21 protein-coding genes are annotated in these 24,831 nt (G+C 72.3%); 11 read left to right on the top strand and 10 right to left on the bottom strand.

The genetic code is table 11. The annotated features are described in order from the left end of the window. Positions 1-12: 12 nt before the first annotated feature. From BL253_RS19480 to BL253_RS19470, 3 genes are all read right to left on the bottom strand, one after another. Positions 13-291 (bottom strand): hypothetical protein, encoded by a 279-nt coding sequence (locus BL253_RS19480; RefSeq protein WP_076818536.1) that lies wholly within the window; start codon positions 289-291, stop codon positions 13-15. An 89-nt stretch (positions 292-380) separates the two neighbouring features. After that, on the bottom strand, positions 381-1,481 hold the full coding sequence (locus BL253_RS19475; RefSeq protein ID WP_076818535.1) for an NAD(P)-dependent alcohol dehydrogenase: 1,101 nt from the start codon (positions 1,479-1,481) through the stop codon (positions 381-383). 294 nt (positions 1,482-1,775) lie between these two features. After that, positions 1,776-2,834: an NAD(P)H-dependent amine dehydrogenase family protein gene (locus BL253_RS19470; protein ID WP_076818534.1), complete on the bottom strand. Its 1,059-nt coding sequence runs from the start codon at positions 2,832-2,834 to the stop codon at positions 1,776-1,778. Positions 2,835-2,983: 149 nt separating this feature from the next. Here BL253_RS19470 and BL253_RS19465 point away from each other — a divergent pair, with 149 nt between their 5' ends. Then, positions 2,984-3,763 (top strand): SDR family oxidoreductase, encoded by a 780-nt coding sequence (locus BL253_RS19465; RefSeq protein ID WP_076818533.1) that lies wholly within the window; start codon positions 2,984-2,986, stop codon positions 3,761-3,763. Between the two features lie 32 nt (positions 3,764-3,795). Here BL253_RS19465 and BL253_RS19460 read toward each other — a convergent pair whose 3' ends face one another. After that, the gene (locus BL253_RS19460; protein ID WP_076818532.1) at positions 3,796-4,968 is read right to left on the bottom strand and encodes a thiolase family protein; all 1,173 of its coding nucleotides are present in this window, start codon (positions 4,966-4,968) and stop codon (positions 3,796-3,798) included. Positions 4,969-5,018: 50 nt separating this feature from the next. Beyond that, positions 5,019-6,650 carry an AMP-binding protein gene (locus BL253_RS19455; protein WP_076818531.1) on the bottom strand — a complete coding sequence of 544 codons (1,632 nt, stop codon included), beginning with the start codon at positions 6,648-6,650 and terminating at the stop codon, positions 5,019-5,021. A gap of 116 nt (positions 6,651-6,766) precedes the next feature. Between BL253_RS19455 and BL253_RS19450 the strand changes: the two genes are divergently transcribed. Continuing rightward, entirely contained in the window at positions 6,767-7,879 is a 1,113-nt protein-coding gene (locus BL253_RS19450; protein WP_076818530.1) for an ABC transporter substrate-binding protein, read from the top strand. Positions 7,880-8,473: 594 nt separating this feature from the next. Next, positions 8,474-8,947: a hypothetical protein gene (locus BL253_RS19445; RefSeq protein ID WP_198946324.1), complete on the top strand. Its 474-nt coding sequence runs from the start codon at positions 8,474-8,476 to the stop codon at positions 8,945-8,947. Between the two features lie 78 nt (positions 8,948-9,025). Here the strand turns inward: BL253_RS19445 and BL253_RS19440 are convergent, their stop codons facing one another. The 3 genes from BL253_RS19440 to BL253_RS19430 form a co-directional block, all read right to left on the bottom strand. After that, positions 9,026-9,403, bottom strand: a complete 378-nt coding sequence (locus tag BL253_RS19440; RefSeq protein ID WP_076818529.1) for a nuclear transport factor 2 family protein — start codon at positions 9,401-9,403, stop codon at positions 9,026-9,028. Between the two features lie 139 nt (positions 9,404-9,542). After that, complete coding sequence (locus BL253_RS19435) at positions 9,543-10,589, bottom strand: LLM class flavin-dependent oxidoreductase (RefSeq protein WP_198946323.1); 1,047 nt, start codon at positions 10,587-10,589, stop codon at positions 9,543-9,545. Positions 10,590-10,865: 276 nt separating this feature from the next. Then, positions 10,866-11,861: a Rieske 2Fe-2S domain-containing protein gene (locus BL253_RS19430; RefSeq protein WP_076818528.1), complete on the bottom strand. Its 996-nt coding sequence runs from the start codon at positions 11,859-11,861 to the stop codon at positions 10,866-10,868. 248 nt (positions 11,862-12,109) lie between these two features. Between BL253_RS19430 and BL253_RS19425 the strand changes: the two genes are divergently transcribed. After that, a complete protein-coding gene (locus BL253_RS19425; RefSeq protein ID WP_076818588.1) occupies positions 12,110-14,470 on the top strand; it encodes an acyl-CoA dehydrogenase family protein in 2,361 nt (786 codons plus the stop codon). A gap of 241 nt (positions 14,471-14,711) precedes the next feature. Further along, positions 14,712-16,088 carry an ABC transporter substrate-binding protein gene (locus BL253_RS19420; RefSeq protein ID WP_076818527.1) on the top strand — a complete coding sequence of 459 codons (1,377 nt, stop codon included), beginning with the start codon at positions 14,712-14,714 and terminating at the stop codon, positions 16,086-16,088. A gap of 551 nt (positions 16,089-16,639) precedes the next feature. Here the strand turns inward: BL253_RS19420 and BL253_RS19415 are convergent. After that, positions 16,640-17,410, bottom strand: coding sequence for an SDR family oxidoreductase (locus BL253_RS19415; protein ID WP_076818526.1), 771 nt, complete (start codon positions 17,408-17,410; stop codon positions 16,640-16,642). Positions 17,411-17,965: 555 nt separating this feature from the next. Between BL253_RS19415 and BL253_RS19410 the strand changes: the two genes are divergently transcribed. The 4 genes from BL253_RS19410 to BL253_RS19395 all read left to right on the top strand — a co-directional run bounded on the left by BL253_RS19410 (position 17,966) and on the right by BL253_RS19395 (position 22,008). Beyond that, the gene (locus tag BL253_RS19410; RefSeq protein WP_076818587.1) at positions 17,966-18,634 is read left to right on the top strand and encodes a phosphatase PAP2 family protein; all 669 of its coding nucleotides are present in this window, start codon (positions 17,966-17,968) and stop codon (positions 18,632-18,634) included. Between the two features lie 170 nt (positions 18,635-18,804). Then, the gene (locus tag BL253_RS19405) at positions 18,805-21,003 is read left to right on the top strand and encodes a PEP/pyruvate-binding domain-containing protein (RefSeq protein ID WP_076818586.1); all 2,199 of its coding nucleotides are present in this window, start codon (positions 18,805-18,807) and stop codon (positions 21,001-21,003) included. Beyond that, positions 21,000-21,518: a hypothetical protein gene (locus BL253_RS19400; protein WP_076818525.1), complete on the top strand. Its 519-nt coding sequence runs from the start codon at positions 21,000-21,002 to the stop codon at positions 21,516-21,518. Before BL253_RS19405 ends, BL253_RS19400 begins: the two co-directional genes overlap by 4 nt. Before the next feature lie 115 nt (positions 21,519-21,633). Beyond that, positions 21,634-22,008, top strand: a complete 375-nt coding sequence (locus tag BL253_RS19395; RefSeq protein ID WP_076818524.1) for a hypothetical protein — start codon at positions 21,634-21,636, stop codon at positions 22,006-22,008. Between the two features lie 103 nt (positions 22,009-22,111). Here BL253_RS19395 and BL253_RS19390 read toward each other — a convergent pair whose 3' ends face one another. After that, positions 22,112-22,885, bottom strand: coding sequence for an SGNH/GDSL hydrolase family protein (locus tag BL253_RS19390; protein ID WP_076818585.1), 774 nt, complete (start codon positions 22,883-22,885; stop codon positions 22,112-22,114). A 183-nt stretch (positions 22,886-23,068) separates the two neighbouring features. Here BL253_RS19390 and BL253_RS19385 point away from each other — a divergent pair, with 183 nt between their 5' ends. Together BL253_RS19385 and BL253_RS19380 are read left to right on the top strand one after the other, a co-directional pair. Beyond that, positions 23,069-23,449 carry a hypothetical protein gene (locus BL253_RS19385; protein WP_131831529.1) on the top strand — a complete coding sequence of 127 codons (381 nt, stop codon included), beginning with the start codon at positions 23,069-23,071 and terminating at the stop codon, positions 23,447-23,449. A 688-nt stretch (positions 23,450-24,137) separates the two neighbouring features. After that, a complete protein-coding gene (locus BL253_RS19380) occupies positions 24,138-24,806 on the top strand; it encodes an amidase domain-containing protein (protein WP_076818522.1) in 669 nt (222 codons plus the stop codon). Positions 24,807-24,831 lie beyond the last annotated feature (25 nt).

Below are 24,831 nucleotides of genomic sequence, written 5' to 3'. Positions count from 1 at the left end.
GCCGACACCGACCTACGAGCCGCGCTGCTGGCGCCCGGGTCGTACTTCGAGGTCGCGGACGAGGACGTGCGCGGCGTCCGGATGCCGGTGTTCCGCCACCGGGCCCGGTCGCTGCGCGAGCTGCTCGACCGGACGGCCCGGTTCGGCGGGCGGACCTACCTGGTCGACGGCGACGTCCGGCTCAGCTTCGCCGCTCACCTCGAACAGGTCGACGCCCTGGCCGCCGGCCGACGCCGGGTCCCGCCAACGGCCGCCGACAAACAACTGGTCGCGCTCGATCACCGTGGTCATGCCGTCATCTCCGGGGAGGCTGTTGATCCATTGATCCATGGGCAGCGGATCCGTGGACAGCGGATCCGTGGGGCATCGCGCCGGTCGGTTCAGGAACCCACCGACGGGAGCAGCACCGGCTTGACGACCTTTCCGGACAGCGAGGCCTCCTCGGCGACGTTGATCGCCTCCAGCGGGAAGGTCTCGATCAGCCGGTCGAACGGGAAGCTCCCCGCCCGCCACAGCGCGACCAGCCGCGGAATCACCACCTGCGGGTCGGCGCCGCCCTCGAGGATGCCGGACACCCGCTTGCCCAGGAGCGCGACCGGATCGAACGTGATCGGCTCGGTCTGAATGCCCACCAGCCCGCAGTGCCCGCCCATCCGCAGCGCGCCGACCGCGTTCGCGATGACCCCGACGTTGCCGGTGGTGTCGAAGGTGAAGTCCGCGCCGCCGCCGGTCAGGCCCTGGATCTGGGCGACGAGGTCGGTGGCCGCCCCGTCCAGGACGTGGGTCGCGCCGAGCTCGGCGGCGAGCTCCAGCCGGTGCCGGTGCAGGTCCACCGCGATGACCGGCCCCGCGCCGACGACCTTCGCCGCCATCACCGCCGCGAGGCCCACCGCGCCGGCGCCGAACACGACGAGGCTGGCGCCCGCCCGGACGCTCAGGTCGACGAGCACCGAGCCCGCGCCGGTGAGGATCCCGCAGCCGAGCGGCCCGAGCTTCTCCAGCGGCAGGTCGCGGTCCACCACGACGACGCAGCGCTCGGCGGCGACGCAGTGCGTCGCGAACGACGACTGGCCGAACCAGCGTGACGCGACCTCGCCGCCGGCGGCGTCCCGGACCCCGGTGGTGCCGTCGAGGCGGCGCCCGAAGAAGTTGCGGAACAGGAACAGGTCGCAGTACGGCGGCGCGCCCCGCTGGCAGCTCGGGCACTCGCCRCACGAGTCGAACGAGAGAACGACGTGGTCGCCTACCGACACCCGGGTGACGCCCTCGCCGACGGCCTCGACCACGCCGGCACCCTCATGCCCGGTGATGATCGGCGGCGGCGACGGGGCGCCCTCCCGGCGCGGCACGACATCGGTGTGGCACATGCCCGCGCTCACGACGCGGACCAGCACCTCGCCGGCCCCCGGCGGATCGAGCTCGACCTCCTCGATCAGGTACGGCCCGTCCGCCTGCCGCAGCACCGCCGCAGTCGCCTTCATCCCGCGCTCTCCCAGCTCTCCGAGGTGAACGGATCTTTGGATGTCCTGGGCGTGGCGATGCCGTGGGCCCTCGGCCATCGATGCCACCGCCGCGCCCCCAGGCGATCAGCCGCGCCCGCCCGCCGGTCGGTCCAGGCCCGACGCCGCCCGCCTGGGCCCAGCGTCCACGGTGCCGGACGACAAAATCATCTCCTTATACATCTATATCTATCAAGATCGAAGGTAATCCATATTATATATATTCTCGTCACGGCCGCCGTGGACCACCTCGGCCAGCCCGCCCCGACGCCCGCGCTAACGGTGCAGGTTCGGGGGCTGGGTCAGGGGGAGGTCCAGGTGGGTGCGAAGGCCGGGGGGCGCGGCCACGACGGTGGGGATCGCGTTGACGGCCGCCATGGCGGTCCAGATCCGGCCCCAGTAGCCGATGTCGCCGTCCGGGCCGGGCTCCGTCGGCTCGTAGTTCACCCGGAACGAGGGCAGCCCGGTGAAGTACAGGGAGTACTTGGCGTTCTCGTAGCCCCAGTCCGGTTCGGTAACGTCGTCCATCCGCCAGTAGGACCGGAAGATCACCACCGGCCTGCCGCCGTTCCAGACGCGCCACTCGAGACGCATCCCGGCGACGTGGCCCTTCCTGATCGAGCCGGCCCGCACGGTGACGTCCCGGACCGCGACCGCCGTGTCCCAGACGAAGTCGTAGTCCTCGACCTCTATGCCCAGGCCGGCGGCCAGCAGGTGGATCGACTCCTTGAAGGTCCGGCCCATGGTGTCGAACATCCGCGGCGGGTCGGCCTTCAGGTCGTCGGGGTCCCGGCCGAAGCCGAGGCCGTCGAACATCATCGCGGCCGAGGGATGGTTGCGGAAGTCGCCCACCTCCTGGACGACGAGCTCGTCGATGCGCGACGCCAGCCGGGCGAACGTCAGGGGCAGCAGGTCGCCGGCGAACCCGGGGTGGATCCCGGAGCCGAACAGCGACACCCCGCCCTCCTGGCAGGCRGCCTCGAGCCGGTCCCGCGGGTCCGCGTCGAGCGCGGGCGGGTAGGTGAAGCCGGACGGGGTCACCAGGTTCTTGCCGCTGCGCAGGATGCGGACGATCTCGTCGACGTCGACGTAGAGGGGCGCGTAGTTCACGCAGTCGGCGTCCAGCGCCAGCAGCGCCTCGGCGTCCCGCGTCGCGAGCACACCCACCGGGTCGATCCCGGCGAGCTCGCCGACATCCCTGCCGTCCTTCTCGTCCGACGTGACGTAACAGCCGACCACCTCGAAGGCCGGGTTGTCGACCAGGTGCCGGACCGAGATCTGCCCGATGCTGCCCATCGCCCACTGGATGACCCGTAACGGAGGTGAGGTCTCCATGATCGATCCCCTCGTCTCTGGATGTTCCCCGCGCCGGGCACACCCCCGGTACCGGCGCCGTGACCCGCGGTCCGCGAGTCGAGGCCCGCCCGAACACGCCCTCTAAACATATATAGCTTTACGAAGTGGAGAGGTGATAGGAAGGGCCGGTGTTCGAGGACGACAAGGTCGCGGTCATCACTGGCATCGGCCCGGGCATGGGCCGCAGCATCGCGCTGGGCTTCGCCCGCCGCGGCGTCGACGTCGTCCTCGCCGCCCGGCAGCCGGGCCGCCTCGAGGCGGTGGCCGACGAGGTGCGCCAGGCCGGGCGCGAGCCGCTGGTGGTACCGACCGACATCACCGACCGGGCCTCCTGCGCCGCCCTCGTCGAGGCCGCGGTGGAACGCTTCGGCGGCGTCGACTTCCTGGTCCAGAACGCCCACCACGAGGGCGACTGGGCCCCTATCGTCGACGCCGACCCCGAGAGCTGGCGGGCGATCTTCGACGTCAACCTCTACGGAACCCTGTACCTCGTCCAGGCCGCGCTCCCGGCGATCCGCGCGCGCGGCGGCGGGGCGGTCGTCCTGGTGAACAGCGGCGCCGTGCTGTCGAACCCGCCCAACCTCGGGGCCTACACCGCCTCCAAGGCGGCACTCGCCGCCGTCGCCCGCACCCTGGCGGTCGAGGCCGGGCCATGGGGCATCCGCGTCAACGGAGTGTTCCTCGGCGGCGTGCTCGGCGACAACATCCTGCACGCCGCCGAGCACCAGTCGGCCGCCGAGGGCATCACCGTCGACGAGTGGCTCGACCGGCGCGGCGCCACGCTCCCGCTGCGGCACCTGCCGACCCCCGACGAGTGCGCCGGCGCCGTGCTGTTCCTGTGCTCGGACCTGGCCGCCGCCGTCACCGGACAGCACCTGAGCGTCAACGGCGGCCAGTGGACGACGTGACCGCCGGCGCGGACGCGTCCGCGCCGGCGGGGTCAGAGTGCCTCGATGACCATGGCGGCGCCCATGCCGCCGCCGGCGCACATGGACACGACGCCGAGTGACTTCCCGCGCCGGCGCAGCTCGTGGACCATGGTCACGACCATCCGGGCACCGGTGGCGGCGATCGGGTGGCCGAGGCTCGCGCCACTGCCGTTCACGTTGACGATCTCCGGTCGGACGCCGAGCTTGCGGATCGTCGCCACCGGGACCGAGCAGAACGCCTCGTTGACCTCGAACAGGTCGATGTCGGCGAGGGTCAGCCCGGCGCGGTCCAGCGCCTTCGGGATCGCCAGCGACGGCCCGAGCCCGGTCAGCGCGGGGGCGATCCCGACCGAGGCCCACGACCGGACCCGGGCCAGCGGGGCCAGCCCGTGCGCCGCCGCGTACTCGCCGCTGGCCAGCGTGACCGCGGCGGCGGCGTCGTTCAGGCCCGCGGCGTTGCCGGCGGTCACCGTCGCGTCCGGCAGCTCCGGGTGCAGCAGCCGCAGCTGGGCGAGGGTCTCGACGGTGGTGCCCCGGCGCGGGAACTCGTCGGTGTCGAACAGCCTGGTGGTGCCGTCCGGCGCCGTCACCTCGACCGGCACGATCTGGTCGACGAAGTAGCCGCCCTCGATCGAGGCGATCGCCTGGGCGTGGCTGTAGACGGCCCACTCGTCGACGTCGAGGCGGGTCAGGCCCAGCTCGCGGGCGGTGTTCTCGCCGACGGTGATCGACATGTCGAACGCCGGGGCGTCCGGTGTCTCGGGATGTGACGCGGACACCCACGTCACCGGCTGCCCGTCCGGCCCCCTCCTGGTGGTGGTCATCGCGCTGTTGGTCAGGCTCTCCGCGCCGCCGGCGATGACGACCTTGTCCATGCCGGCCCTGATGCTCCCGGCGGCGATCGCGACGGCGGCCAGACCGCCGGCGCAGTGCTGGTTGGTGGCGATCCCGGCCAGGTCGTCGAGGCCGAGCCGCACGGCGATGTTGCGGGCGAGGACCCCACCGCCCTGGTACGCCTCGGCGACCACCAGGCCGTCGACGTCCCGGGCCGGCACGCCGCTGCGCTCCAGCGCCGCGGGCACCGCGACCTCGGCGAGCTGGAACGCGTCCAGGCCGACCAGCGATCCCTTGCGGGCCCGCCCGATTGGCGTACGGGCGGTCGAGACGATGACTGCGTCGGTCACGGTGCGCTCCTCCAGGAGGCGACGGTGCGGTACGGGGGACGTGGGATAGGTCAGCGCTTCTCGTAGGTGACGCCGGAGGTCTCGACGTCCCAGGTGGCCGGGGTGACGCCCTCGGTGCGCAGCTCCCGCTTGAGGACCCGGCCGACCGGGCTGCGGGGCAGCTCGTCCCGGAACTCGATGTAACGCGGCAGGACGAAGTACGGCAGCGCTTCGACGCACCACCGGAACAGCTCCTCCTCGGTGAGCGTCGAGCCGGCGATCCGGGTCGCGGTCACCTTCACGTCGTCCTCGGTCAGCTCGCTCGGGACGGCGTGCACGGCGGCGTCGGCGAGCTGGCCGTGGCCCATCAGGATGCGCTCGACCTCGAAGCTCGCGATGTTCTCGCCGCGCCGGCGCAGGTAGTCGGCCTTGCGGTCGACGAAGTAGAGGTAGCCGTCCTCGTCGACCTTCCCGATGTCGCCGGTGTGGTACCACCAGTTCCGGCTCGTCTCGACCGTGACCTCGGGCCGCCCCCAGTACCCCTCGAACATCACATGCGGCAGCTTCGGCCGGATCACGATCTCGCCGTCGGTGCCGCGGGGCAGCTCGTTGTCCTCGTCGTCGAAGATCCGCACGTCGAAGTACTCCGTGTTGACCACGCCGGCGGCCCGCGGCCTGTTGCGCACGCCCGGCGGCTGCCAGGAGATCAGGCTCGCCTCCGTCACCCCGTACGCGCCGGAGAACGTGTCGATCCCGAACCGGGAACGGATCACGTCGTCGACCTCGGGCGGCAGYGGCGCCGCCCCCATCAGCCGCAACGAGCGGTTCGCCTCCGCCGCCCCCGAGCGTGGCATCTCCGGCCGGTCCACGTCGTGCGCCAGCAGGTAGGCCATCGTCCCGAGCGTCGAGGTCATCGTCGCCCCGGTGCGGTTCATCTCCGGCCAGAAGTTCGACACCGAGAACCGCCGGTAGATCGCCGCGCGCCCGCCGTACACCAGGGTGCCGATCACCGCCGTGACCAGCGCGTTGTAGTGGAACATCGGCAGCGGCGTCCAGATCACGTCGTCCGCCGTCCGGCCCCAGCTGTAGCCGATCTGGCGGGCCAGCGCCTCGTGGTAGTTGTGGCTGAGCATGCAGCCCTTCGACAGGCCCGTCGTCCCACCCGTGTAGATGAACGTCGCCAGGTCCGACGGGCGCCGGGCGACCGGCTCCGCCAGCGGCGTGCCGGTGAGCAGGTCGTCGAGCCGGTGACCGGTCGCTCCCGGGAACACCGGCGCGTCGGGGCCGGTCACCACCACGTGCGCCAGCTCGTCGAGATCACCGGACACCGCCGCGGCCCGGTCCGCGAGGTCGGCCGCGACGACCAGCACCGTCGCGCCCGAGTCGCGCAGCTGATGACGCAGGTACTCGCCCTTGTACGCGGTGTTGATCGGCACCGCCACCGCGCCCGCCCACTGCGCCGCCCACCACGCGACGAGCATCTCCGGCGAGTTCTCCAGCAGCATCGCCACCCGGTCACCCGGCGCGACCCCGAGCTCCCGCAGGCCGCCGCCCAGCCGCGCCGCCGCCGCGCCGACCTCGACGGCCGTCAGTCTCGTGCCGCAGACGTCCAGGTACTCGGTGTCCGRCTCCTTCTCGATCCGCCGCACCAGCAGCTCGGTGGTCGTGTGCCGCGGGGCACTCCCCCAGACGCCGTCACTCACCCGACTCGTCCCCTCCTCGCCGACACCGCCACAGTGATACATCTACATATAACAGCCTCCAGCGAGCACGCGCCCTGTTGTTCCATCGAGGCAGCCGACGAGGCAGGAGACGAACCGTGGCCGTGGGACACCAGGCGGAGCCGATCAGGCTCGGGGTGCTGCAGGACTTCACCATCCCGCCCGGGAGCTCGTACGACACCCGGCAGGACTTCCTCGACGCGCTGGCGCTCGTCTTCCGCGAGGCGCGGGAGTCCGGCCTGCTCGACCGGCCGGTGGAGCTCGTCGAGCGGAACGCCGCCGGGTTACCGACCGGCAGCGTGAAGTCCGTCATCGACGCGTACGGCGAGCTCGTCGACGAGGGCTGCCTCGCGGTCTTCGGCCCGCACATCTCCGAGAACACGATCGCCCTGCGGCCGGAGATCGAGCGGCGGTTCCGGGTGCCGTCGATCAGCGTCTGCGGCGCCGACCAGTGGCTGGGCAAATGGACCTTCGCGCTCCCGAACGGGTCGATGACCGACGAGCCGATCATCCTCGCCCACCTCGCCGCGAAGGCCGGCGCCCGCACGGTGGGGGTGCTCGCCGAGCGCTCGGTGATCGGTCAGCTGTACGCGCGCAGCTTCCGCGACGCCTGCCGGGAGCATGGGCCGCGGATCGTCGCGGAGGAGACCATCGCCCAGACCGGGCAGGACATCGCCGCCGCGGTGCGCTCCATCCACGGGTCCAGGCCCGACGCGCTCGTGCACCTCGGCTTCGGCTACGGCGTGATCCGGGTCAACGAGGCGCTGGCGGCCGTCGGGTGGGACCCGCCGCGGTACATGGGCACCGCGTTCGAGGACGCGTACTTCTCGGACGAGATCTGGGACGCGTACGTCGGCTGGGTCGGGCTGGAGCAGTACGACGAGGAGAACCTCGTCGGCCAGCGGTTCCTGGACCGCTTCGAGGCCGCGTACGGCCGCCGGCCCGAGTACTACGCGCCGGGGCTGTGCCACGACGCGGGCGTGGCGCTGGCGCGCGCGTTCGCGGGTGCCGAGCCGCTGTCGCCACGGGGCGTCCGGGACGCCCTCGAACGCGTGAAACTCGTGCCGGCCGCCTCCGGCGCCCCGGGAACATCGATCTCCTTCGGGCAGTGGACCCGCCGCGGTTGGATGGGCTCGAGCTACCTCGTCGCCCGCGCCTTCGAGCCCGACCGCAGGTCCCACCGCCTCGTCGCCAGGTTCGAGCCCAGCTGACCTCGTCGGCCGCCCGGCGCCCCCCTGAAGGAGGGGAACCACAGGGAACGACGTCGAGCAGCCACCGTTGGTGATCAAATCAGCCCGACCCGGCCCACGCGCGATGGCCAGTAGCCGCCGGCCACGGCGGCACAAGAGGCCGTCAAGATCGTCAAGATCGCCAGGGTCAGAACCGTCAACCGAAATTGCTCAACGATCCCTCGTCGGATCCGGTCATCGCTTGTGGGGCGGATCCCGGCCTCCCGCCCGCCACAACCCATGGATGGACGTACGGGCAGATCGGAGCGGCAGCCCGGGTGCTTCTCTCCCGCGTCGTGGCAGGCGCCCGGGGGATCTCGGACGTCTTGTCAGACGTCCGGGGCGTGAAACGGCGCTCGTTGTGACTCTGACGTCGGACAAGATGAGCACAAGGCCACACGGCCGCGGGCGCAGGCGGCGCCCCGGGTGGACCGGGCACCACCGGCACCGGGTCGTTCGCGCGAGCATGGCCGGACCCGCGCGGCGGCCGACATGGCGGAGTCGGTCCTTGGCTGTCGCCGGGAAACCAGTTCCGGCTGGCGGCGCGGCTGGTTCCCGTCTCTGTCAGGAGGAACTGTGGTCGAGCCGGACGAGACGATGAGCCGGATCGGCCGTGGCCTGGGGCTGGGCCAGCGCGGGGAACGTGAGGGCGCGCGGCGCGTCTTCGCGGAGGTCTGGAGCGAGATCGGCCGCGAGGGCGGGGACCCCTTGCATCGCTGCGCGGTCGCGCACGCCATGGCGGACGTCCAGGACGATGTGAACGACGAACTGCTCTGGGACCTGCGGGCACTGGCGGCAGCCGACCTGATCACCGACGAACGTGCCGCGCAGGCCGGCGTAGCGATTGSCGTGGCAGGCTTCTACCCCTCGCTACACCTGAACGCCGGCGACTGTTATCGCAGGCTGGGCGATCTCGATCGAGCTGGTGAACACCTCCGACGCGGCCAGACCGCCGCGACGGCACTCGGGAACGACGGTTACGGCCAGATGGTCAGGAACGGCCTTGAACGGCTGGCCGAACGCCTGGCCACCGCTGACCACCAGCCCTGACCCTCGCGCCCGACCGGCCGAGCCGTTCGCGACCCGATCTGCCGCGATCTTCCGCGGCTACGGTCGGGCGAACGTTCCCTAAGCCGACTCCTCGTACGGGGTCGCCGTGAAGACCCGCCTTGCCACCCGCCAGCCGTCCGGGCGCCTCACCACGACGTCGCGGTACCGGCCGGAGCTGATCCGGCCGTCGGGCCGCATGCCGACGAGGCGGAACCGGAGGATGACGCCGTCCGGCGTCTCGTCGACGTAGATGTTGGTCATGATGTGGGTCCGCGGGTGCCGGGCCTGGACCATGAACGCCCGGATCTCGGCCAGCCCGTCGAGGACCTGGCCGGGTATCTCGAACGTGGCGTCCGCCAGGAAGATCTGGTCAAGGTCCCGCCAGTTGCGGTCGTCGATGAGGTCGCCGTAGCGGGCCGGGAGCTCGCCGAGTGCCAGCCGGTCGGCCAGGTCCATCGCCGCGCCTCCTTGGTCGTGGTCGTGGGTGTCGACATGCGTATGGCCGGGCGGTCAGCCCCGGCGGCCGGGCGGTCAGGCGGCGGGGCGGTCAGGTGGCAGGGCGGTCAGGTGGCAGGGCGGTCAGGTGGCAGGGCGGTCAGGCCGGCGATAGGGCGTCCCGTACCGGTCCGAGCCACAGCTCGAGGTGCCGGGCGACCAGGTCCTCGGGCATCTGGGCGACCGTCGCCCAGGTGTAGACGTGCTCCACCGGCAGGCCCGCGACACGGCGGCGCACCTCGGCCACGGCCTCGTCGGGCGACAGCACGAGCAGGTTCAGCTGCACGCGGGCGCGGCCGTGCCCGAGCCGGTCGCCCAGCTCCGCGTCGGTGTGCGGCGGCTCCCACCCGGCGGCCTGTCGGTAGGAGTTCAGCTGGTACAGGTAGTGCGGCCTGATCCGCTCGTAGGCGGCTTCCGGGTCGTCCGCCACCACGATGTCGACGTCGCCGGCCAACCTGGCCGACGCGGGGTCGTGACCACCCTCGGCCAGGCCGTCGAGATAGGCGGCCGCCGCCCGCCGGCCGATGGTGAGCAGCGACGCGCCCATCCGCCCGGCCCGGCGCGCCCCCACCGGCCCGCCGTAGCCCAGCCACATCGGCACCGGGCGCTGCAGCGGCGCCGGGGTGACCCCGCCCCCGCCGTCGTTCAGCAGGGCGCGGACCCGGGTGAACACCGCGTCGAGGGCCGCGAACCGCTTCGTGATGCCGACGCCGAACAGCTCGAACTCAGCTGGCACGTACCCCGCCCCAAGGCCGAGCTCCAGCCGCCCACCCGACACGAGGTCGACGAGTGCGGCCTCCTCCGCCAGGTGGACCRGGTCGCGGATCGGCCCCAGCAGCACGGCCGTGCCGATCCTCGCCCGCGTCGTGCGGCTCGCCATGGCCGCGGCCAGCACCAGGGGCTGCGGAAGGTAGCCGTCGTCGAACCCGTGGTGTTCGGTGAGCCAGATACAGTCCGCGCCGAGCCGGTCGGCCTCGGCGGCCAGGTCCAGCAGCCTCGGGTAGTGCTCCCGCCAGGGGCGCCGCCACGGCTGGGGGTTCCGTGCGTCGACGAACAGCCCGACCTTCGGACCCCCCGCCAGGCCCTCCGCCGGACCCGCCGCCGCCGGCCGCTCGCCGGTCTCCCGTTCGTCAGCCACCACCGACACGCGACCACCTTTCCGAGACGGGCGTCGCCGCGCGGCGCGGACCTTCCGCGGGCCGCGGGCTGAGCGACATGCGCCAAGTAGTCCAGCGGCCACGGTCGCCGATTCGCGAGGCCTGACATTCGGAGCCCCTCGCTGTTCAGAAGCTCGACGCCGAGCCTGTCGCGCCCTGGATGACAGGCACGGCAGCGAGCCTGGCCGGTTCCGGATCACCGGACCTGACACGGCCGCTCGCCAGGCAGAGTCGGGCGGATGTCCGGATTCCGCCGCGGGCGGCGGCTACTCGCCGGGCGGGGTCTCGTAGAACTGGGTCGCCCAGCGGCGGTAGGCCATGTAGGGCTTGGCGTCCTGGATGGCGAGGGTGGGTTTTTCGATGTAGTCCTGGTAGCGCCAGATCTCGAGGTCGTCGTCGAGGGTGGAGAGGAATTCCTTCTCGAGGCGTTCGAGGACGTCGGGTGGGGGGGTGTCGGAGGTGTCGCCGGGGATCCGGGGCCACCAGATCGAGTAGAACATGTCCGAGCAGCCGTCCTCGACCGGTGTGGTCGCGAAGATGAGGCGGTAGTTGTCCGCGCCGGCGAAGGCGCTGATCGCGCCGCCGAGGCCGAACAGGTGGCTGTGGATCCGCAGCGCCATCGCGTCCGGGTCGTCGCTGYGCTTGGCGGGCCAGCCGGTCTCGAACAGCCATCCGTGGTCGTCGGACTCCCAGTTGAGCAGGACCGGGGTGACGGTGGCGTGGTGGACGTACTGGAAGTGCATGCTGTCGGCCGCGTTCTCGCCGGGGATCTGTGGGTGGACCGGTTCGCGTTCCATCTTGCGGGAGAGGGCCGGGTAGGGCGGGTAGTAGGCGGCGGGGTCGGTCTCGTACTGGGGGAAGATCGTGAAGATGTCGGGCATCTCCCAGCGGGGCGCCTGACCGTGGGGCTGGTGCCAGATGAAGACGCAGCCGTACTGCTCACGTACCGGGTAGACCCGTAGCTGGGCGGCCCGGTTGGGCCGGTCCTGGTAGGGGATGTAGCGGTTGCGGCCGTCCGGCCCCCAGCCCCAGCCGTGGAACGGGCACTCGACGCAGTCGCCGTTGACCTTGCCGCCGTGGCCGAGGTGCGCGCCGAGGTGGCGGCAGTGGGCCGCCAGGACGTGCAGCTCGCCGTTGTCGTCCCGGTAGGCCACGAGGTCCTCGCCGAGGTACCGCAGCGGGCGGACCTGGCCGGTGGGGAACTCGGCCGACCAGCCGACCATGAACCAGCCGGTGGGCTTCCAGGTGAACGGAAACTTCATCTGACGTCCCCTCGCTAAAGCTCGAGATTTATCCGGCGTCAGGTCGAAGCGGCGGCAGGGGTGGCGCGTGACCGCGGCCGCTGGCCGGGGCGGGCGGCCTGGATGGGCCCCACACGCCGGGTCAGTGCGCGGGCGGCCTGGATGGGTCTCAGTGGACGGGACGCCGGCTCGAATAATATATACATATCGATGGGCGGTGTCGGGCCAGACGCCCCAGCCGCATGGCGGCCGACCCTCGGGAGACGCGGATGGACCTGTCACTGGACGAAGCGTCGCGGGCGTCGCGGGAGCTGGCCCTGACGGTGCTCGCCCGGCGGCCGGGGCTGGCGGCGGCGCGGGCGGCCGAGCCGCTCGGGCACGACCCGGTGCTGTGGGCCGAGCTGTGCGCCGCCGGGCTGCCGGGGCTCGCGGTCGCCGAGGAGCACGACGGCGGCGGGGCCGGCCTGCACGCACCGGTCGTCGCGGCCGTGGAGCTGGGCCGGGTGCTCGCGCCCGTGCCGTTCGCGGAGCACGTCGCGGCCGCGCGGCTGCTCGCGACGGCCGCGCCGGAGCATCCCGACCTGCCCGCCGTCGTCGCCGGCGAGCTGGTCGCGACGCTGGCGACGCGGGTGCGCGCGGGTGTCGGCGTGGCGGTGCCGGCGGGGGCGGTCGCCGGCCTGGTCCTGGCGGTCGTCGACGGTCAACTCGTCGCGGCACGGTCCACTCCGCCCGGTGCCGCCGCCGCGAATCAGGGCGACCTGCCGATCGCCGACCGTGACCTGCGCGGCGCGGCGGTGCTCGGCGGCGGGCCGGCGGTGGCCGCGTTCGAACGGGCGCGCTCGGAGTGGCTGGTCCTGATGGCCGGGTGGCTGGCCGGGCTCGCCGACGGCGCGCTGGAGCTCGCGACCCGGTGGGTGAAGGAGCGCGTCCAGTTCGGCGTGCCGATCGGCTCGTTCCAGGGGGTGCAGCATGGCCTGGCGGACCTGCCGGGGCTGGTCGACGCCGCCACGCTGCTGGCCCGGGAGGCGGCCTGGAGCCTGGACACCTGGCGGCGGTCGGAGACGGGCGCCGACGGCGGCCAGCTCGCCGGGATGGCCGCCCTGGTGGCGACCGGCGCCGCCCGTCACGCCGCCGACCGCGCCGTTCAGTACCACGGCGGCCTCGGGGTCGCCGTCGAGCACGACGCGCAGCTGTTCTTCCGCCGTGCCCGCGCCTACCCCGCGCTCGCCGGCGCCCCACACGCCCTGGCCCGCGAGCTGGGCCGCACCCTCGTCGAGGACCCCGTCGCCGCCGCCGACCCCGAGCACCCGACGTCGACCGGCACGCCGGCCCGGCCCGGCGCCGAGGGTACCCACGCGGACGGTGCCGGCGGCGGCGACGGTGGCGACGGTGGCGACGGCGGCGACGGCGGGACGGACTTCGCCCACAGCCCGTCGGTCGCCGCGTTCGCCGCCGAGGTCCGGGCCTTCGTCCGGTCCTGGCTGACCGACGAGGTCCGCCGCGAGGCACGCAGGACCGGCACCGTGCACGTCCCCGCGCTGCACCAGGCGCTGGCCGAGCGCGGCTGGCTCGCCGCCTCGGCACCAGGCGCGCGCGCCGCCAGGGATCCCTACGAGCTGGGCGCGCTCTTCCGCGAGCTGGAGCTCGCCGACGCTCCGTACCACGGCATCGGCACCACGATGATCGTCGCCGGGGTGCTCGACCAGATCGGCAGCCCGGCGCTGCGGGCCGAGGTGCTGCCCCGGCTCCTGACCGGCGAGGCGACGGCCGTCCTCGGGTACTCCGAGCCGGGATCGGGCTCCGACGTCGCGGCCGCGCGGACCCGGGCCGTCCCCGTCGACGACGCGCGCACCGCCTGGCGGATCAACGGCCAGAAGATGTGGACCACCCTCGCGCACACCGCCGCGCACTGCCTGCTGCTGACCCGCACGAACCCCGACGTCCCCAAGCACCGCGGCCTGACGATGTTCCTCGTCCCGATGGGCACCCCGGGTATCACGATCCAGCCGATCCACACGATCGCCGACGAGCGCACCAACGTCGTCTTCTACGACGACGTGATCGTCCCGGACTCCTGCCGGGTCGGCGAGGTGGACGAGGGCTGGCGGGTCATGGCCATCGGGCTGAGCCTGGAGCGCGGCGTCATGGGCAGTACCGCGATGCTCGAGCCCCTGCTCGCCGACGTGACGGCCTGGGCCCGCGTTCCCGGGCCCGTCGGCGAATGGCCAGGCGAGGGACGGCCGGCCGACGACCCGACCGTCCTGGCCGCGATCGCGCGCGCCCGCACCGACGCGGAGGCCGCCTTCCTGCTCACCCAGTACACCGCGTGGCTGAACGTCTCCGGGCAGTCTCCCGCGGTCGCGGGCACGATCGCGAAGCTGTTCGCGTCCACCGCCTACCAGCGCGCCAGCCGTGAGCTCCAGGACGCCGTGGGCCTGGGCGGCGTCCTGCGCGCGTCCTCCGGCGAGGGCGTCGTCCCAGCGGCCGCCGGCGGCGAGGTCGAGCGCGCCGCCCGCCACTCCTGCGTCGTGACCATCCAGGGCGGCACCACCGAGATCGCCCGCAACCTCGTCGCCGAACAGCGCCTCGGCCTCCCGAAGACCCGCCAGGGCACCCGTTCGTCAGGCTGACCGGATGGTGGGGTCGCCGCCCGATCGGCTCGACCTGGTGCTTCCGTTTCTCGAATAAATCATCTATATATATAGCTCTATAGGCCGCAGAGACGCCCCCGCCGGTCGGTGGGTCCGGACGGATCTGGGCCGATGTGGCCACCACCGCCGGCGGGCCTGAGCCGTCTCCGCCGAGCGGTCTGGCGATTCATCCAGCCGCGGCGGGCCTCGTGGCCCGCCGCGTTTATCGCGAAGGACTGCTATGAGACTGCCGGCACGATTAACGACCCGCCTCGTCGCGGTACTGGCCGCGTCGGCCGCGGTCATGGCCGGGATGGCCGCCTGCTCGGACGACAAGACCGACACGACGGCGACCAGCGCTCCGACCGTCGGCGTCGCCGACGTGAAGGCCGGGCCGGCCTCCGGGTGGAGCGACGGCGGCTTCAAGCCGGACCTGTCCACACTGAAGTGCTCCCAGACGGCCGCCGACCCCACCCGGGGAATCACCGACACGGAGATCACCGTCGGCGGTCTGGCCTACCTGACGAGCGCGTCCGGTGCGTCGATGGCGGGCACGGAGGCGGGCGCCCAGGCGCGGTTCGCCCGTGTCAACGCCGAGGGCGGCATCAACGGACGGAAGATCAACTACGTCGGCACCCTCGACGACGGCAACGACCCGGCCCGCAACAGCTCCCAGGCCAAGGCGCTCGTCGAGCAGAAGAAGATCTTCGCCGCCGTGCCGGTGATGACCAGCGGCGCCAGCTACCTGGACACGTTCTGCGCCCAGACCGTCCCGTTCTTCGGCTGGGGATTCAACTCCGGCTTCTGCAACACCTCGATCGGGTTCGGCATCACCGGATGCCTGCTGCCCGGCAAGGACCTCAAGGCCACCGCGACCACCTACGGCGTGATGCTCAACGCCCTGTTCGGCGGTAACGCGACCGGGAAGACGGTCGCCCTGGTGGGCAACGACGACGACACCGCGCGCACGGGGCTGGCGTCCATCGCCCGGCAGATCAGGTCGGTCGGCCTCGACGTCGTCTACCAGGAGACGCCCATCCCCGACTCCGGCCTCAGCGACGCGACCCCGATCGTCAGCGGCATCATGTCGGCGAACAAGGGCGCACCCCCCGACGTCGTGCTCTACGGCACGGACTTCACCGCCACCACCAAGCTGACCGAGGCGCTCGACGCCGCCGGGTTCAAGGGCAAGCACCTCAACACCGTCGGCTACGACCCCCGGCTGGCCGCCGCCAAGCTGCCCGGCCTCGAAGGCGCCTACACGTCGCTGCAGTGGCAGCCGGGCTCGGATGTCGCCACTCCGGCGATCAAGCAGATGGTCGACGACATCAACAAGTACGCCCCCGGCACCGCGATCAGCCTGCCGACGATGGCCGGCTACTGGTCCGCCGACATGTTCGTCGCCGCGGCGACGAAGGCCGGCAAGGACCTGAACCTCAACACCCTGCTGAAGCTCATGAACGGCAACTTCTCGTACTACGTCGACAACGCGGTGGCCGAGTCCCGCTGGCCGCTCAACCACTTCCTCTCGACGCCGTGCACCTCGGTCGTGCAGCTGAACGGTGACAAGTACGACGTCACCAGCAAGCTGTCCTGCGGGGCCTACACGACCGGCTGACAGCCTCTGATCCGCGCGTCGGCACCGGCACCTGCGTACACGCGCGTGACGGCCGCGGGGCCGGTGCACGGATCACCGAGGTGAGCATGTCTCAGGGGCGCCGCCTGGCGGTGCGGCGCCCCTGAGAACGGCGGCGCCGGATCGGTCCTGGGCAGGGGAACCGTCCGCTCGCGAACACCCGAGACGCTCCGCCTGGCGACACGGTCCGGTTCGATGTCTCCGAATACCCGTCCAGTTGACGTTGGAGGCGGCGCGTGCGGCGATCACCGCGGACCTCTCGCTGCTGATCCCGCTGCTCGACGACGCCGACGCGGAGGTGCGCTCGGCCGCGGCCTACGCGCTGGCCACCGCGCCAGCGGCGCCACCGGTGGTGTCGCAGTCGCTGCCAGCGCGGGTAGCGCCCGCAGGGGTCCGTCATGGACTGGCAGGGCCGTTTTCGGGCCATGACGGCCACGGCCGCTACCCGCTATGTCACAGCAACGGCGACGGCACGGTCACGCACCACGACGCGCATAAAGGTGCGCTTCTGGCTAGGGACGGCGGCACGGGCGTCACACCGCCGAAGGAATCGGCGGGGTGGGGGCTCGCGGGACGAGGGTGAGCGACGGGATCGCGCTGCTCGCTCCGCAGCGCAGCGCGGCGATCGTGACGTCGACGAGGTGGTCGACGTCGATGAAGTGCCCGGTGAAGTAGCCGAGCCGCCGCCATTCGGTGACCGCCCGGCTGATGTGCTCGGGGTCGTTGCCGACCAGCGACCCGGTCGCGGAGTCGCCCTCGCCGCCCAGGCAGTCCCCGATCGTGAGGCGGGTGAAGCCGACGGAGGGGTGCTCGACGTGCCAGGCCTCGACGAGCTTGTCGAGTGCCGCCTTGCTCGCCGCGTAGCCGCCGACGAAGGGCCAGGGCGGGCCCCCCGACGCGCTGACCGACGACAGGTAGACCGCCGAACCGCCCGCGCGGGCCAGATGCGGCAGCGCGGCCGCCGTCACCAGCGCGGCGCCGGTGACGTTGGTCGCGAACAGCTTCGCCCACGCGGCCGCGTTCATCTCCTCGAGCGGCATGATCGTGATGACGCCGGTGGAGTACACGAGGGCGTCGATGCCGCCGAGCACGCCGGCCGCCTCGGCCACCGCGTCACGGCACGACGTCTCGTCGGTGACGTCGCAGGCGATCGCCACCGCCCCTTCGCCGGCCTCCCGCGCCGCCGCCTCGAGACGGTCGCGCCGGCGGGCGAGCATGGCCACCCGCGTTCCCTGCCTGGCGAGGCCGAGCGCGATGCAGCGCCCCAGGCCGCTCGAGGCTCCCACCACGACGGCGCGCCTCATGCGATGACCCGTGCCGGCGCACCGACGCGGCCCTCGGGCCGTCGTTCGCGACCGGCGCACGGCGCCAGCGGTTGATGGCCGCCGGGCACCTGTGTGGTGCCGGCACCAGCCGGCCTCGGTCGCGTCATCTCGAGCCGCCGCCCTTCGTGGATAAGGCGGTCATGGGCCGGGCTTGTTCGGYCTGGTCTCCGCGCCTGCTACGGAAGGTCATCGCCACACCTCCAACTCGGGAGCCGTCGGACCGTGCTCGGCCCCCACCACCTGCTGTTCTATCGCATCCCATCAAAGACATCTATATGTATTGACGGCTCGTGGCGCCGCGGCCGGCGCACCGCCCAGGCGGGGACACCAAGGTGGATCAACAACTCCCGGCCGCGACCGACCCACGAGCACCCCGACCAGGGATCAAGGGGCGCGCTGGAGCCAGGGTCGTACCGGTTCGAATGGCGTTTCCGTGGACCGTTAGGGTGGAGCGGGATGACTGTGACAACGGCTGACGCAGCCCTCCCTCTCACCCTTCATCGGCCCCACGTGCCRACCTCGGCCGCACCACTGATGGTCACCGACTGGCGGCGCATCGCCTCGCTCGCCGGTGTCGTGGCCGCGCTGGCGGTCACCGTCCACTGGGCCGACTCGACCATGGTCCGTGCCTTCGACCACCCGGTCGAACAATGGGTGATCGACCACCGCTCCCCCGCCCTGAACTGGCTCTTCCGCCGGGCGTCCTTCATCGGCTCGTCGAAGGTCGTGTACACACTGGGCCCGCTGCTCGGCCTGGCCGCCTGGGCGCGGTGCCGAACCGTCGGCTACACGATCTGGACCGTGACCGCCGCCCGCCCCCTCGTCGAGCACGCCATGAAGCTCCTGGTCGACCGGCCCCGGCCGAACATCGACCGGATGGTCGCCGGCAACGGGCCCTCGTTCCCCTGCGGGCATGTGATGRCCGCCGCCGCCCTGTGGGCGATGGTGCCCATCGTGATCTCGCTGTACGTCTCCAACCGCTGGGTCTGGCGGGCCAGCGTCGCGGTGTCCTGCGCACTGGTGGTGACCATCGGTGCCAGCCGGGTCTATCTCGGCGTGCACTGGCCGTCGGACGTGCTCGCCGGGTTGCTGCTCGACGCGCTGCTGCTCGTCGCCGTGGACCGGCTGTTCAACCGCGCCCACGCCGGGTCACCCTGCCGGAGCCGCCGAAGCCGCCGAGCGGCCCGGGCCATGTCCGCCTGACGGCTGACGCTGGACGGCCGCGGCCTGTCCGGCCCACTGGCCCGGTCCCGTCCGGCTGACCGGGCCGGGACCCACTGCTGAACGAGTGGTGAACGCCTCACCACCGCACCGTGCCGCCCGCGGTCGGTATGGTCGTTTTCATCGAATTCACAGAATTCGCGGAGGCGGTCATGGCGGACGGCGGCGAGGCACGCCTCGTCTGGCTGGACGACCCGGCGGCGACCGGCGTCGAGCTGGTCGGGGCCAAGGCGGCCAACCTCGCGGTCTCGGCGAACGCCGGGCTGCCAGTGATCCCCGGGTTCGTCGTCACGACCCGGGCCAGCGCCGGTCTCGACGGGCCCGCGATCGCGGCCGCCCTGGCCGACGACGACGAGGCACGCCGGCACTGGGACCGGCTCACCGACGGCGGCGACCGGCCGCTGGCGGTCCGCTCGTCCTCGGTCGCCGAGGACTCCGAGACCTCGTCGATGGCCGGGCAGTTCCTCTCGGTGCTGCACGTGACCGGGTGGGACGCCTTCGTCAAGGCGGTCGGCGACGTGGTGGACTCGGCCAGGATCGGGCCGGAGGCGGCGGCCATGGCCGTCCTCGTCCAGCCGATGGCTCAGGCCCGGCTCGGCGGGGTGATGTTCGGCCTGGACCCGCTGACCGGTGACCGGTCCCGGCTGCTGGTGTCCATGACCGACGGCCTGCCCGAGCTGATCGTCAGCGGCGAGGTCAGCGGCACGAGCGTCGTGCTGTCCCGGCTCGGCCGGCTGCGGTCCGTGGACGGGCCGGTCCCGGCCTCGCTGCACGCCGACGACCGGTTCCGGCTGGCCCGGCTCGCCCGGCGCACCCGCAGGCTGTTCGGCGGGCCGCAGGACATGGAATGGCTGATCGAGCCGGACGGCACGCTTCGGCTGCTGCAGAGCCGGCCGGTGACGGCGAGCGCGGTGCCGGCGCGGCGCAGCCACCTGTTCGGCCCGGGTCCCGTCGCCGAGACGTTCCCGGAGCCGCTGTCCCGCCTGGAGCTGGACCTGTGGGTCCCGCCGCTGGAGGAGGGGCTGGAGGAGGCGCTGCGGCTGTCCGGCACCCTCGGGCGCCGCCCGCCGAAGCAGCCCTATGTGCTCGACATCCAGGGCCGGGTCGCGGTCGACCTGGAGGCGCTCGGCGTGCTGCGGGGCCGGAAGCGCTGGTGGACGCCGTTCGACCCGCGGCCCGGCTACCGGCGGCTGCGCGCGGCGTGGCGGATCGGGCGGCTGCGGGTGGCGATGCCGGCGATCGTGGCGGACCTGGCGACCGAGGTCGACGAGAGCCTGCGCGCGGTGCCGCCGCTCGAACAGCTCGCGGACCATCAGCTACCGGTGCTGCTGCGCAACGCCCGCTCGACGCTGATGGGCGTGCACGCCCACGAGATCCTCGCCGGCCTGTTCCTGAACGCCCGGGCGAGCGCCACCACCGGCGCGGCGGTCGCGGTGGCGACCGTGTCGCTGGGCCGCGAGGACGGCCTCGACGACGAGCAGATCATCACCCGTTTCCCGGAGGCGCTGGCGCTGGTCCCGCCCCGGGTCGGCGGCGAGCGGCGGCTGCCGCCGACCCCGGCCTACGTCGCGACGCCGACCGGCGAGGGCGACGACCCGATGGCGCTCGCCCGCGAGACGCTGCGGCTGCGGGCCCGCTGGCTGCAGGAACTGACCGCGCTCGCCGCCGTGGAGCTCGGCCGGCGGATGGCACGGCGTGGTCAGCTGCACCACGCCGCCGACGTCCGCCACCTCACGCTGGACGCGCTGATGACCCTCACCGTCGCGCACAACGTCGCCGTCGCGGTGCCGGTCCGGTCGGACGAGCCGCTCGTGCCGTCGCTGCCCGCGGCGTTCCGGCTGGCTCCGGACGGCAGCCTGGTGGCCGACGGCCGCGCCGGCGGCGGTCCGCGGGGCGTGAGCTCCGGGCGGGCGCAGGCACCGCTGACCCGCGACACCGAGCAGGCCGCCGGCAAGATCCTGCTGGTCGAGAGCCTGGACCCGACGCTCGCGGCCCTGCTGCCCGACCTGGCCGGGCTCGTCGCGCGTTCCGGCAGCCCGCTGAGCCACCTGGCGATCCTCGCCCGCGAGTACCGGGTGCCGACCGTCGTCGGCTTCCCCGACGGGTTGGACGACCTGGCCGAGGGCGACGAGCTGATCGTCGACGGCGGCGACGGGACCGTGAGCCGGCCGGATGACGCCGCGGATGACAGCGGTCTCGCCGACGCCGCCGGCGACGCCCCAGCCGGCGCGCCGGCCGCGAACGGGACCGCCGGTCCCGCGGCCGGCTTCTCCAGCGGGGCCGCGGCGGGCCAGGCCGGAGCGAAGCGGGCCGGCGGGACCCCGGCCGGCCGAGCCGGGGGAGGATCATGAGACGGCTGTTCGTCATCGGGGTCGGCGGGCTGACCCTGCTCGGCTCCGGCCTGTACTTCTTCGTCTACCTGTACCGCTGGGAGTGGAACCGCGCGGTCGTCAGCGGTCTGATCTTCCTCGCGGTGGAGGTGGCGCTCGTCGGGCTGGTCATCTCGGCCCGGCTGACGAAGCTCGCCCGGGCCGTCGAGACCGGCGCCGAGCACCCGGCGCGCCGATCCCGGATCGCCACCCGGCTGCACGAGGCGCCGGCCGAGCCATCGGCCGCGTTCTCCTGGCTGCGATCCAGCGGATCCGGCTCGTCGGCGCCGGTGTTCATCCCGATCCTGATGGGGACGGGCCTGGCGCTGTCCGGCGCCGCCTGGCTGGTCGAGCGGATCGGCCGGGCGACCGCCCGCAACAGCTCCGACCCGCACATCGCCGCGCGGATGTCCCGGCTCGGCCCGCCGCCCGGCGGCCTGCTCGACGACAGCACCGACCCGCTGCGGCTGCTGCGCCACCCGGCGTCCCCCCGATGACGACAGCCGGGGCCGCCCGCCGAACGGACGGGACGGGACACCGAACGGACGGGACGGGACACCGAACAGCCAGCACCGTCGCGGCGGCCCGGCTGGCTCRCAGGGCCGCCTGGCGATGAGGACCGCGCGCAACGTCGTCATCCTGCTGGTCGTGATCGGCGCCGTGCTGTTCGGCGTGCACGCGCTGGAGGAGGCGACCGAGTACCACGGCGGCTCCGGTGCCGCCGCCACGACGACGGTGGTGTTCACCGTCCAGGAGAAGCAGTTCTCTCACGGTGCCGACCTGGCCGCGACGACGCTGTGGGAGACATGCGTCGGCACACTCGGATGGTCGGACACGTCGGACCCGGTCCGCCAGGCCGACGGCTCCTACCAGGCGGAGGTCCACCCGTCGCTGCCCGCCGACACCCGCCGCCGGCTGCGCGGCTGTCTGGAGGACCTGACCCTGGACCGGATCAGGGGCTCGGTCACCCGCATCGCCAGCTCCTGACCGTCACGCGGCGGCGCGGCCTATGGGTGACGCGGGCAGCGCGGCCACTGGGCGCCGGCGCCGGTGCGGGCAATGGACGGGCGCGGGCGCGACGCCCGACGGATCAGGCTTCGGCCGCGTTCACCACAGGTTCGACCAGCACCCAGGACGGGTGTTTCGCGTCCCGCCCGTCGCCGGAGGAACGCCCGGTGAGCCGCCGCGCCATCCAGGGGCGGACGTGGCGCCAGTAGTAGCCGGCCTCGGCGAGACGGCCGGACCGTGCCAGCATCTCGTCGGCCGGCGGCGACGGGGGCGCCGCGACTCCGAGGGCGGTGAGGACGAGGCTCGCGGCCCGGTGATGACCGAGCGGGTTGAGATGGAGCCGGTCGTCGGACCAGTAGCGGGCCTCACGGATCTCGGCGTCGGCGAAGACGTTGACGAACGGCGTCCCCCTCTCCCGGGCCAGGTCGGCGGCCGCGTCGGTCAGCTCGGCCGCGCGCCGATGCAGCGTCCGGCCGAACGGAAGCCGGTCGGAGGGGTCGGCGCCGGCGAGCACGACCGGTGTGACTCCTGCCCGCAGGCACCGGTCGACGGCCTCGGCGGTCAGGGCGCGCAGCCGGGCGACATCGGCGCCGGGACGCATCATGTCGTTGCCGCCGCCGTTGAGCGTCAGGATCGTCGGCGCCGGGTCGAGGGCGAGGGCGGCGTCGAGCTGCTCGTGGACGATCGCCTCGAGCAGCCGGCCGCGGATGGCGAGGTTGGCGTACCAGACCTCGGCCGGGTGGTGGTGCGCGGCGAGCCCGGCCGCGACGAGATCCGCCCAGCCGCGGGTACGGCCGTCATCCCGCTCGTCGCCGACGCCCTCGGTGAAGCTGTCCCCGATCGCGACATAGCGCATCGCCGCCTCCTCCACGAGGTGCCCGGTGGCGCGGCCGGGCCTCGAAGCCACCTCGTCGCTGACTGGCGGTGGTTGTCGCCCGACACGCGCGGCGGCCGACGCACCTGAATGCCCAGCTCATCCGGTCTCGTATGTCATGATGCCTCGGTGGCACTTACAGGCCGCAACGGGGGTAAAAAGAATATGATCTTTGAACGATGTGTGGTCTGCGGAGATCGTCCGGAGCCCACCCGCCGGCTAGCCGTCTCCCTGCCCGAAGGGCGGCCGGGAGTGGTGTGCGGCGATCACGACCCGGCCGTGTCGGGTTTCCGCGAGGACCTCTTCTTCTGCCTGTTCCGCTTCCACGGCCTGGCGATCGGTGACGCCGGCGCCCTGGCGACCGCGGAGGCGATCGCCGATCATGTCGTCGAGGCGCTCACCGCGAACGGGTCCGCCGCCGGGCCCCGATCCCGCGCTGGCCGCGTGCCGCGGCTGGCGCCCCTGAAGGGGGCAGCGACGGCTGCCAGCACGGCCGCGCTCCGTCGGCATGCACGACCAGTCGACGCATCCTGCGGATGCTCGTGAACAACCCCGCAACCCGCGAGTAGCAGGAACGCCGGCCCGGGAGTCGCCTGGTCTTCAACCCGCCAGCCTGTATCGGCTGGTCAGATCGCCGAGGCTGCGCCCGACGTGCCGACGTGCCGAAACTCAACCTGATCAGGTCTGGGCAGACAACCAGGTCGAGCCGCCCGGCCGGGCCATGACGCCCGGTGGGCGGCCGGTCGGTACCTCATATCCGACGGCCCGTAGAAGTTGCGCGCGAAGCTGATAACGGTCTGCGACATTCGCCCGTAGGCCGGCCAAAAACCAATCACCGTACGTCACGCGGACAGCTATCGGCATTGTCCGCCGAGAGCCTGCTCCAGCGTCAGGCAGGGCCCGCGTACAGCGGCGATAGCAGTCACCCGACGTCGGCCAAAGATTCTCGCGGCCTTTGTTGAGGGATATGCGTCACGGAACGCCACTCCCGGCTGTCACCTTGGGTAATCCGACCCCGGACATCTCCAGGTCAACACGGGGATTGCCGTCGATCCGCCCGCCGACAGCTTCTTTGCTTCTCGCGGCTTCTGTCCGCTACTGCTAACCTGGCGCACGCTAGGACTCAGCACGCGGATCGGTTCAATTCCTCCACCTGGAGCCGCACATGGGCCTTACAAGGCCTTACGTTTCCGCACTAGCACATTCGCTTCCACTCGTCATCGCGGCCAGCTTTGTGGCAGTCGCGATCCCGGAAGTATCCGAGAAGGCCGCACCGGACGATCTCGGTCCCCACGACCTCGCGGCCTGGACTTTCAACCGGTCCACGGCGCAGGCGTACGCGCGGCAATGGACACAGAACACCGGGGAGACCCACGGGTACCGGAACTCCGCTTACTACAATTTCGACCCGAACGACTGCACAAACTTCCTGAGCCAGGTATGGCATCAGGCGGGAATACCAGAGCAGTTCGGCGGCCTCGGGCCGCCGGACCTGGACTGGTACGGGACCAAGTCGACCGGCAACTCCTCGCCCAACTGGAGACTGGTCAACAATTTCAAGCACTTCTGGGTGGAGGAGTTCTACGCCGCGGTCACTTACGTCGAGACGCCGTCCGCGGACTACAACTCGGCAAGCCCCGGTGACGGGATCATGTGGGACTGGAACGACGACAACAACCCCAACACCCACAACTACACCCATTTCGTGATCGAGGACAGCTATGGCACCAACATCACATACACCGACCCTCCCAGCGGGCACGTCGACTACTTCAGCGGCGACGTCGTCCAGCAGCACGACAAGGACCGATACAAGGCGCCGTGGAACTACGGATATCGGAACGGCAATCTGATTACTCGGGGCGGCATGCACGCCGTGACGGTCCAGTACGTCGGGAGGTGAGGTAGGTGGGAGCCACGCGACGCGC

This window comes from Pseudofrankia asymbiotica, assembly GCF_001983105.1.
In the GTDB taxonomy this organism is placed as follows: Bacteria; Actinomycetota; Actinomycetes; order Frankiales; family Frankiaceae; genus Pseudofrankia; species Pseudofrankia asymbiotica.
This window is presented reverse-complemented; position numbering and strand designations above follow the sequence as displayed.

What these genes read in the sequence shown, in the direction of transcription:
- BL253_RS19480 (WP_076818536.1), bottom strand. Translation starts at nt 291, where the DNA reads ATGACCACGGTGATCGAGCGCGACCAGTTGTTTGTCGGCGGCCGTTGG.
- BL253_RS19440 (WP_076818529.1), bottom strand. Translation starts at nt 9,403, where the DNA reads ATGGACCTGGCCGACCGGCTGGCACTCGGCGAGCTCCCGGCCCGCTAC.
- BL253_RS19425 (WP_076818588.1), top strand. Translation starts at nt 12,110, where the DNA reads ATGGACCTGTCACTGGACGAAGCGTCGCGGGCGTCGCGGGAGCTGGCC.
- BL253_RS19420 (WP_076818527.1), top strand. Translation starts at nt 14,712, where the DNA reads ATGAGACTGCCGGCACGATTAACGACCCGCCTCGTCGCGGTACTGGCC.
- BL253_RS19415 (WP_076818526.1), bottom strand. Translation starts at nt 17,410, where the DNA reads ATGAGGCGCGCCGTCGTGGTGGGAGCCTCGAGCGGCCTGGGGCGCTGC.
- BL253_RS19405 (WP_076818586.1), top strand. Translation starts at nt 18,805, where the DNA reads ATGGCGGACGGCGGCGAGGCACGCCTCGTCTGGCTGGACGACCCGGCG.
- BL253_RS19400 (WP_076818525.1), top strand. Translation starts at nt 21,000, where the DNA reads ATGAGACGGCTGTTCGTCATCGGGGTCGGCGGGCTGACCCTGCTCGGC.
- BL253_RS19395 (WP_076818524.1), top strand. Translation starts at nt 21,634, where the DNA reads ATGAGGACCGCGCGCAACGTCGTCATCCTGCTGGTCGTGATCGGCGCC.
- BL253_RS19390 (WP_076818585.1), bottom strand. Translation starts at nt 22,885, where the DNA reads ATGCGCTATGTCGCGATCGGGGACAGCTTCACCGAGGGCGTCGGCGAC.
- BL253_RS19385 (WP_131831529.1), top strand. Translation starts at nt 23,069, where the DNA reads ATGATCTTTGAACGATGTGTGGTCTGCGGAGATCGTCCGGAGCCCACC.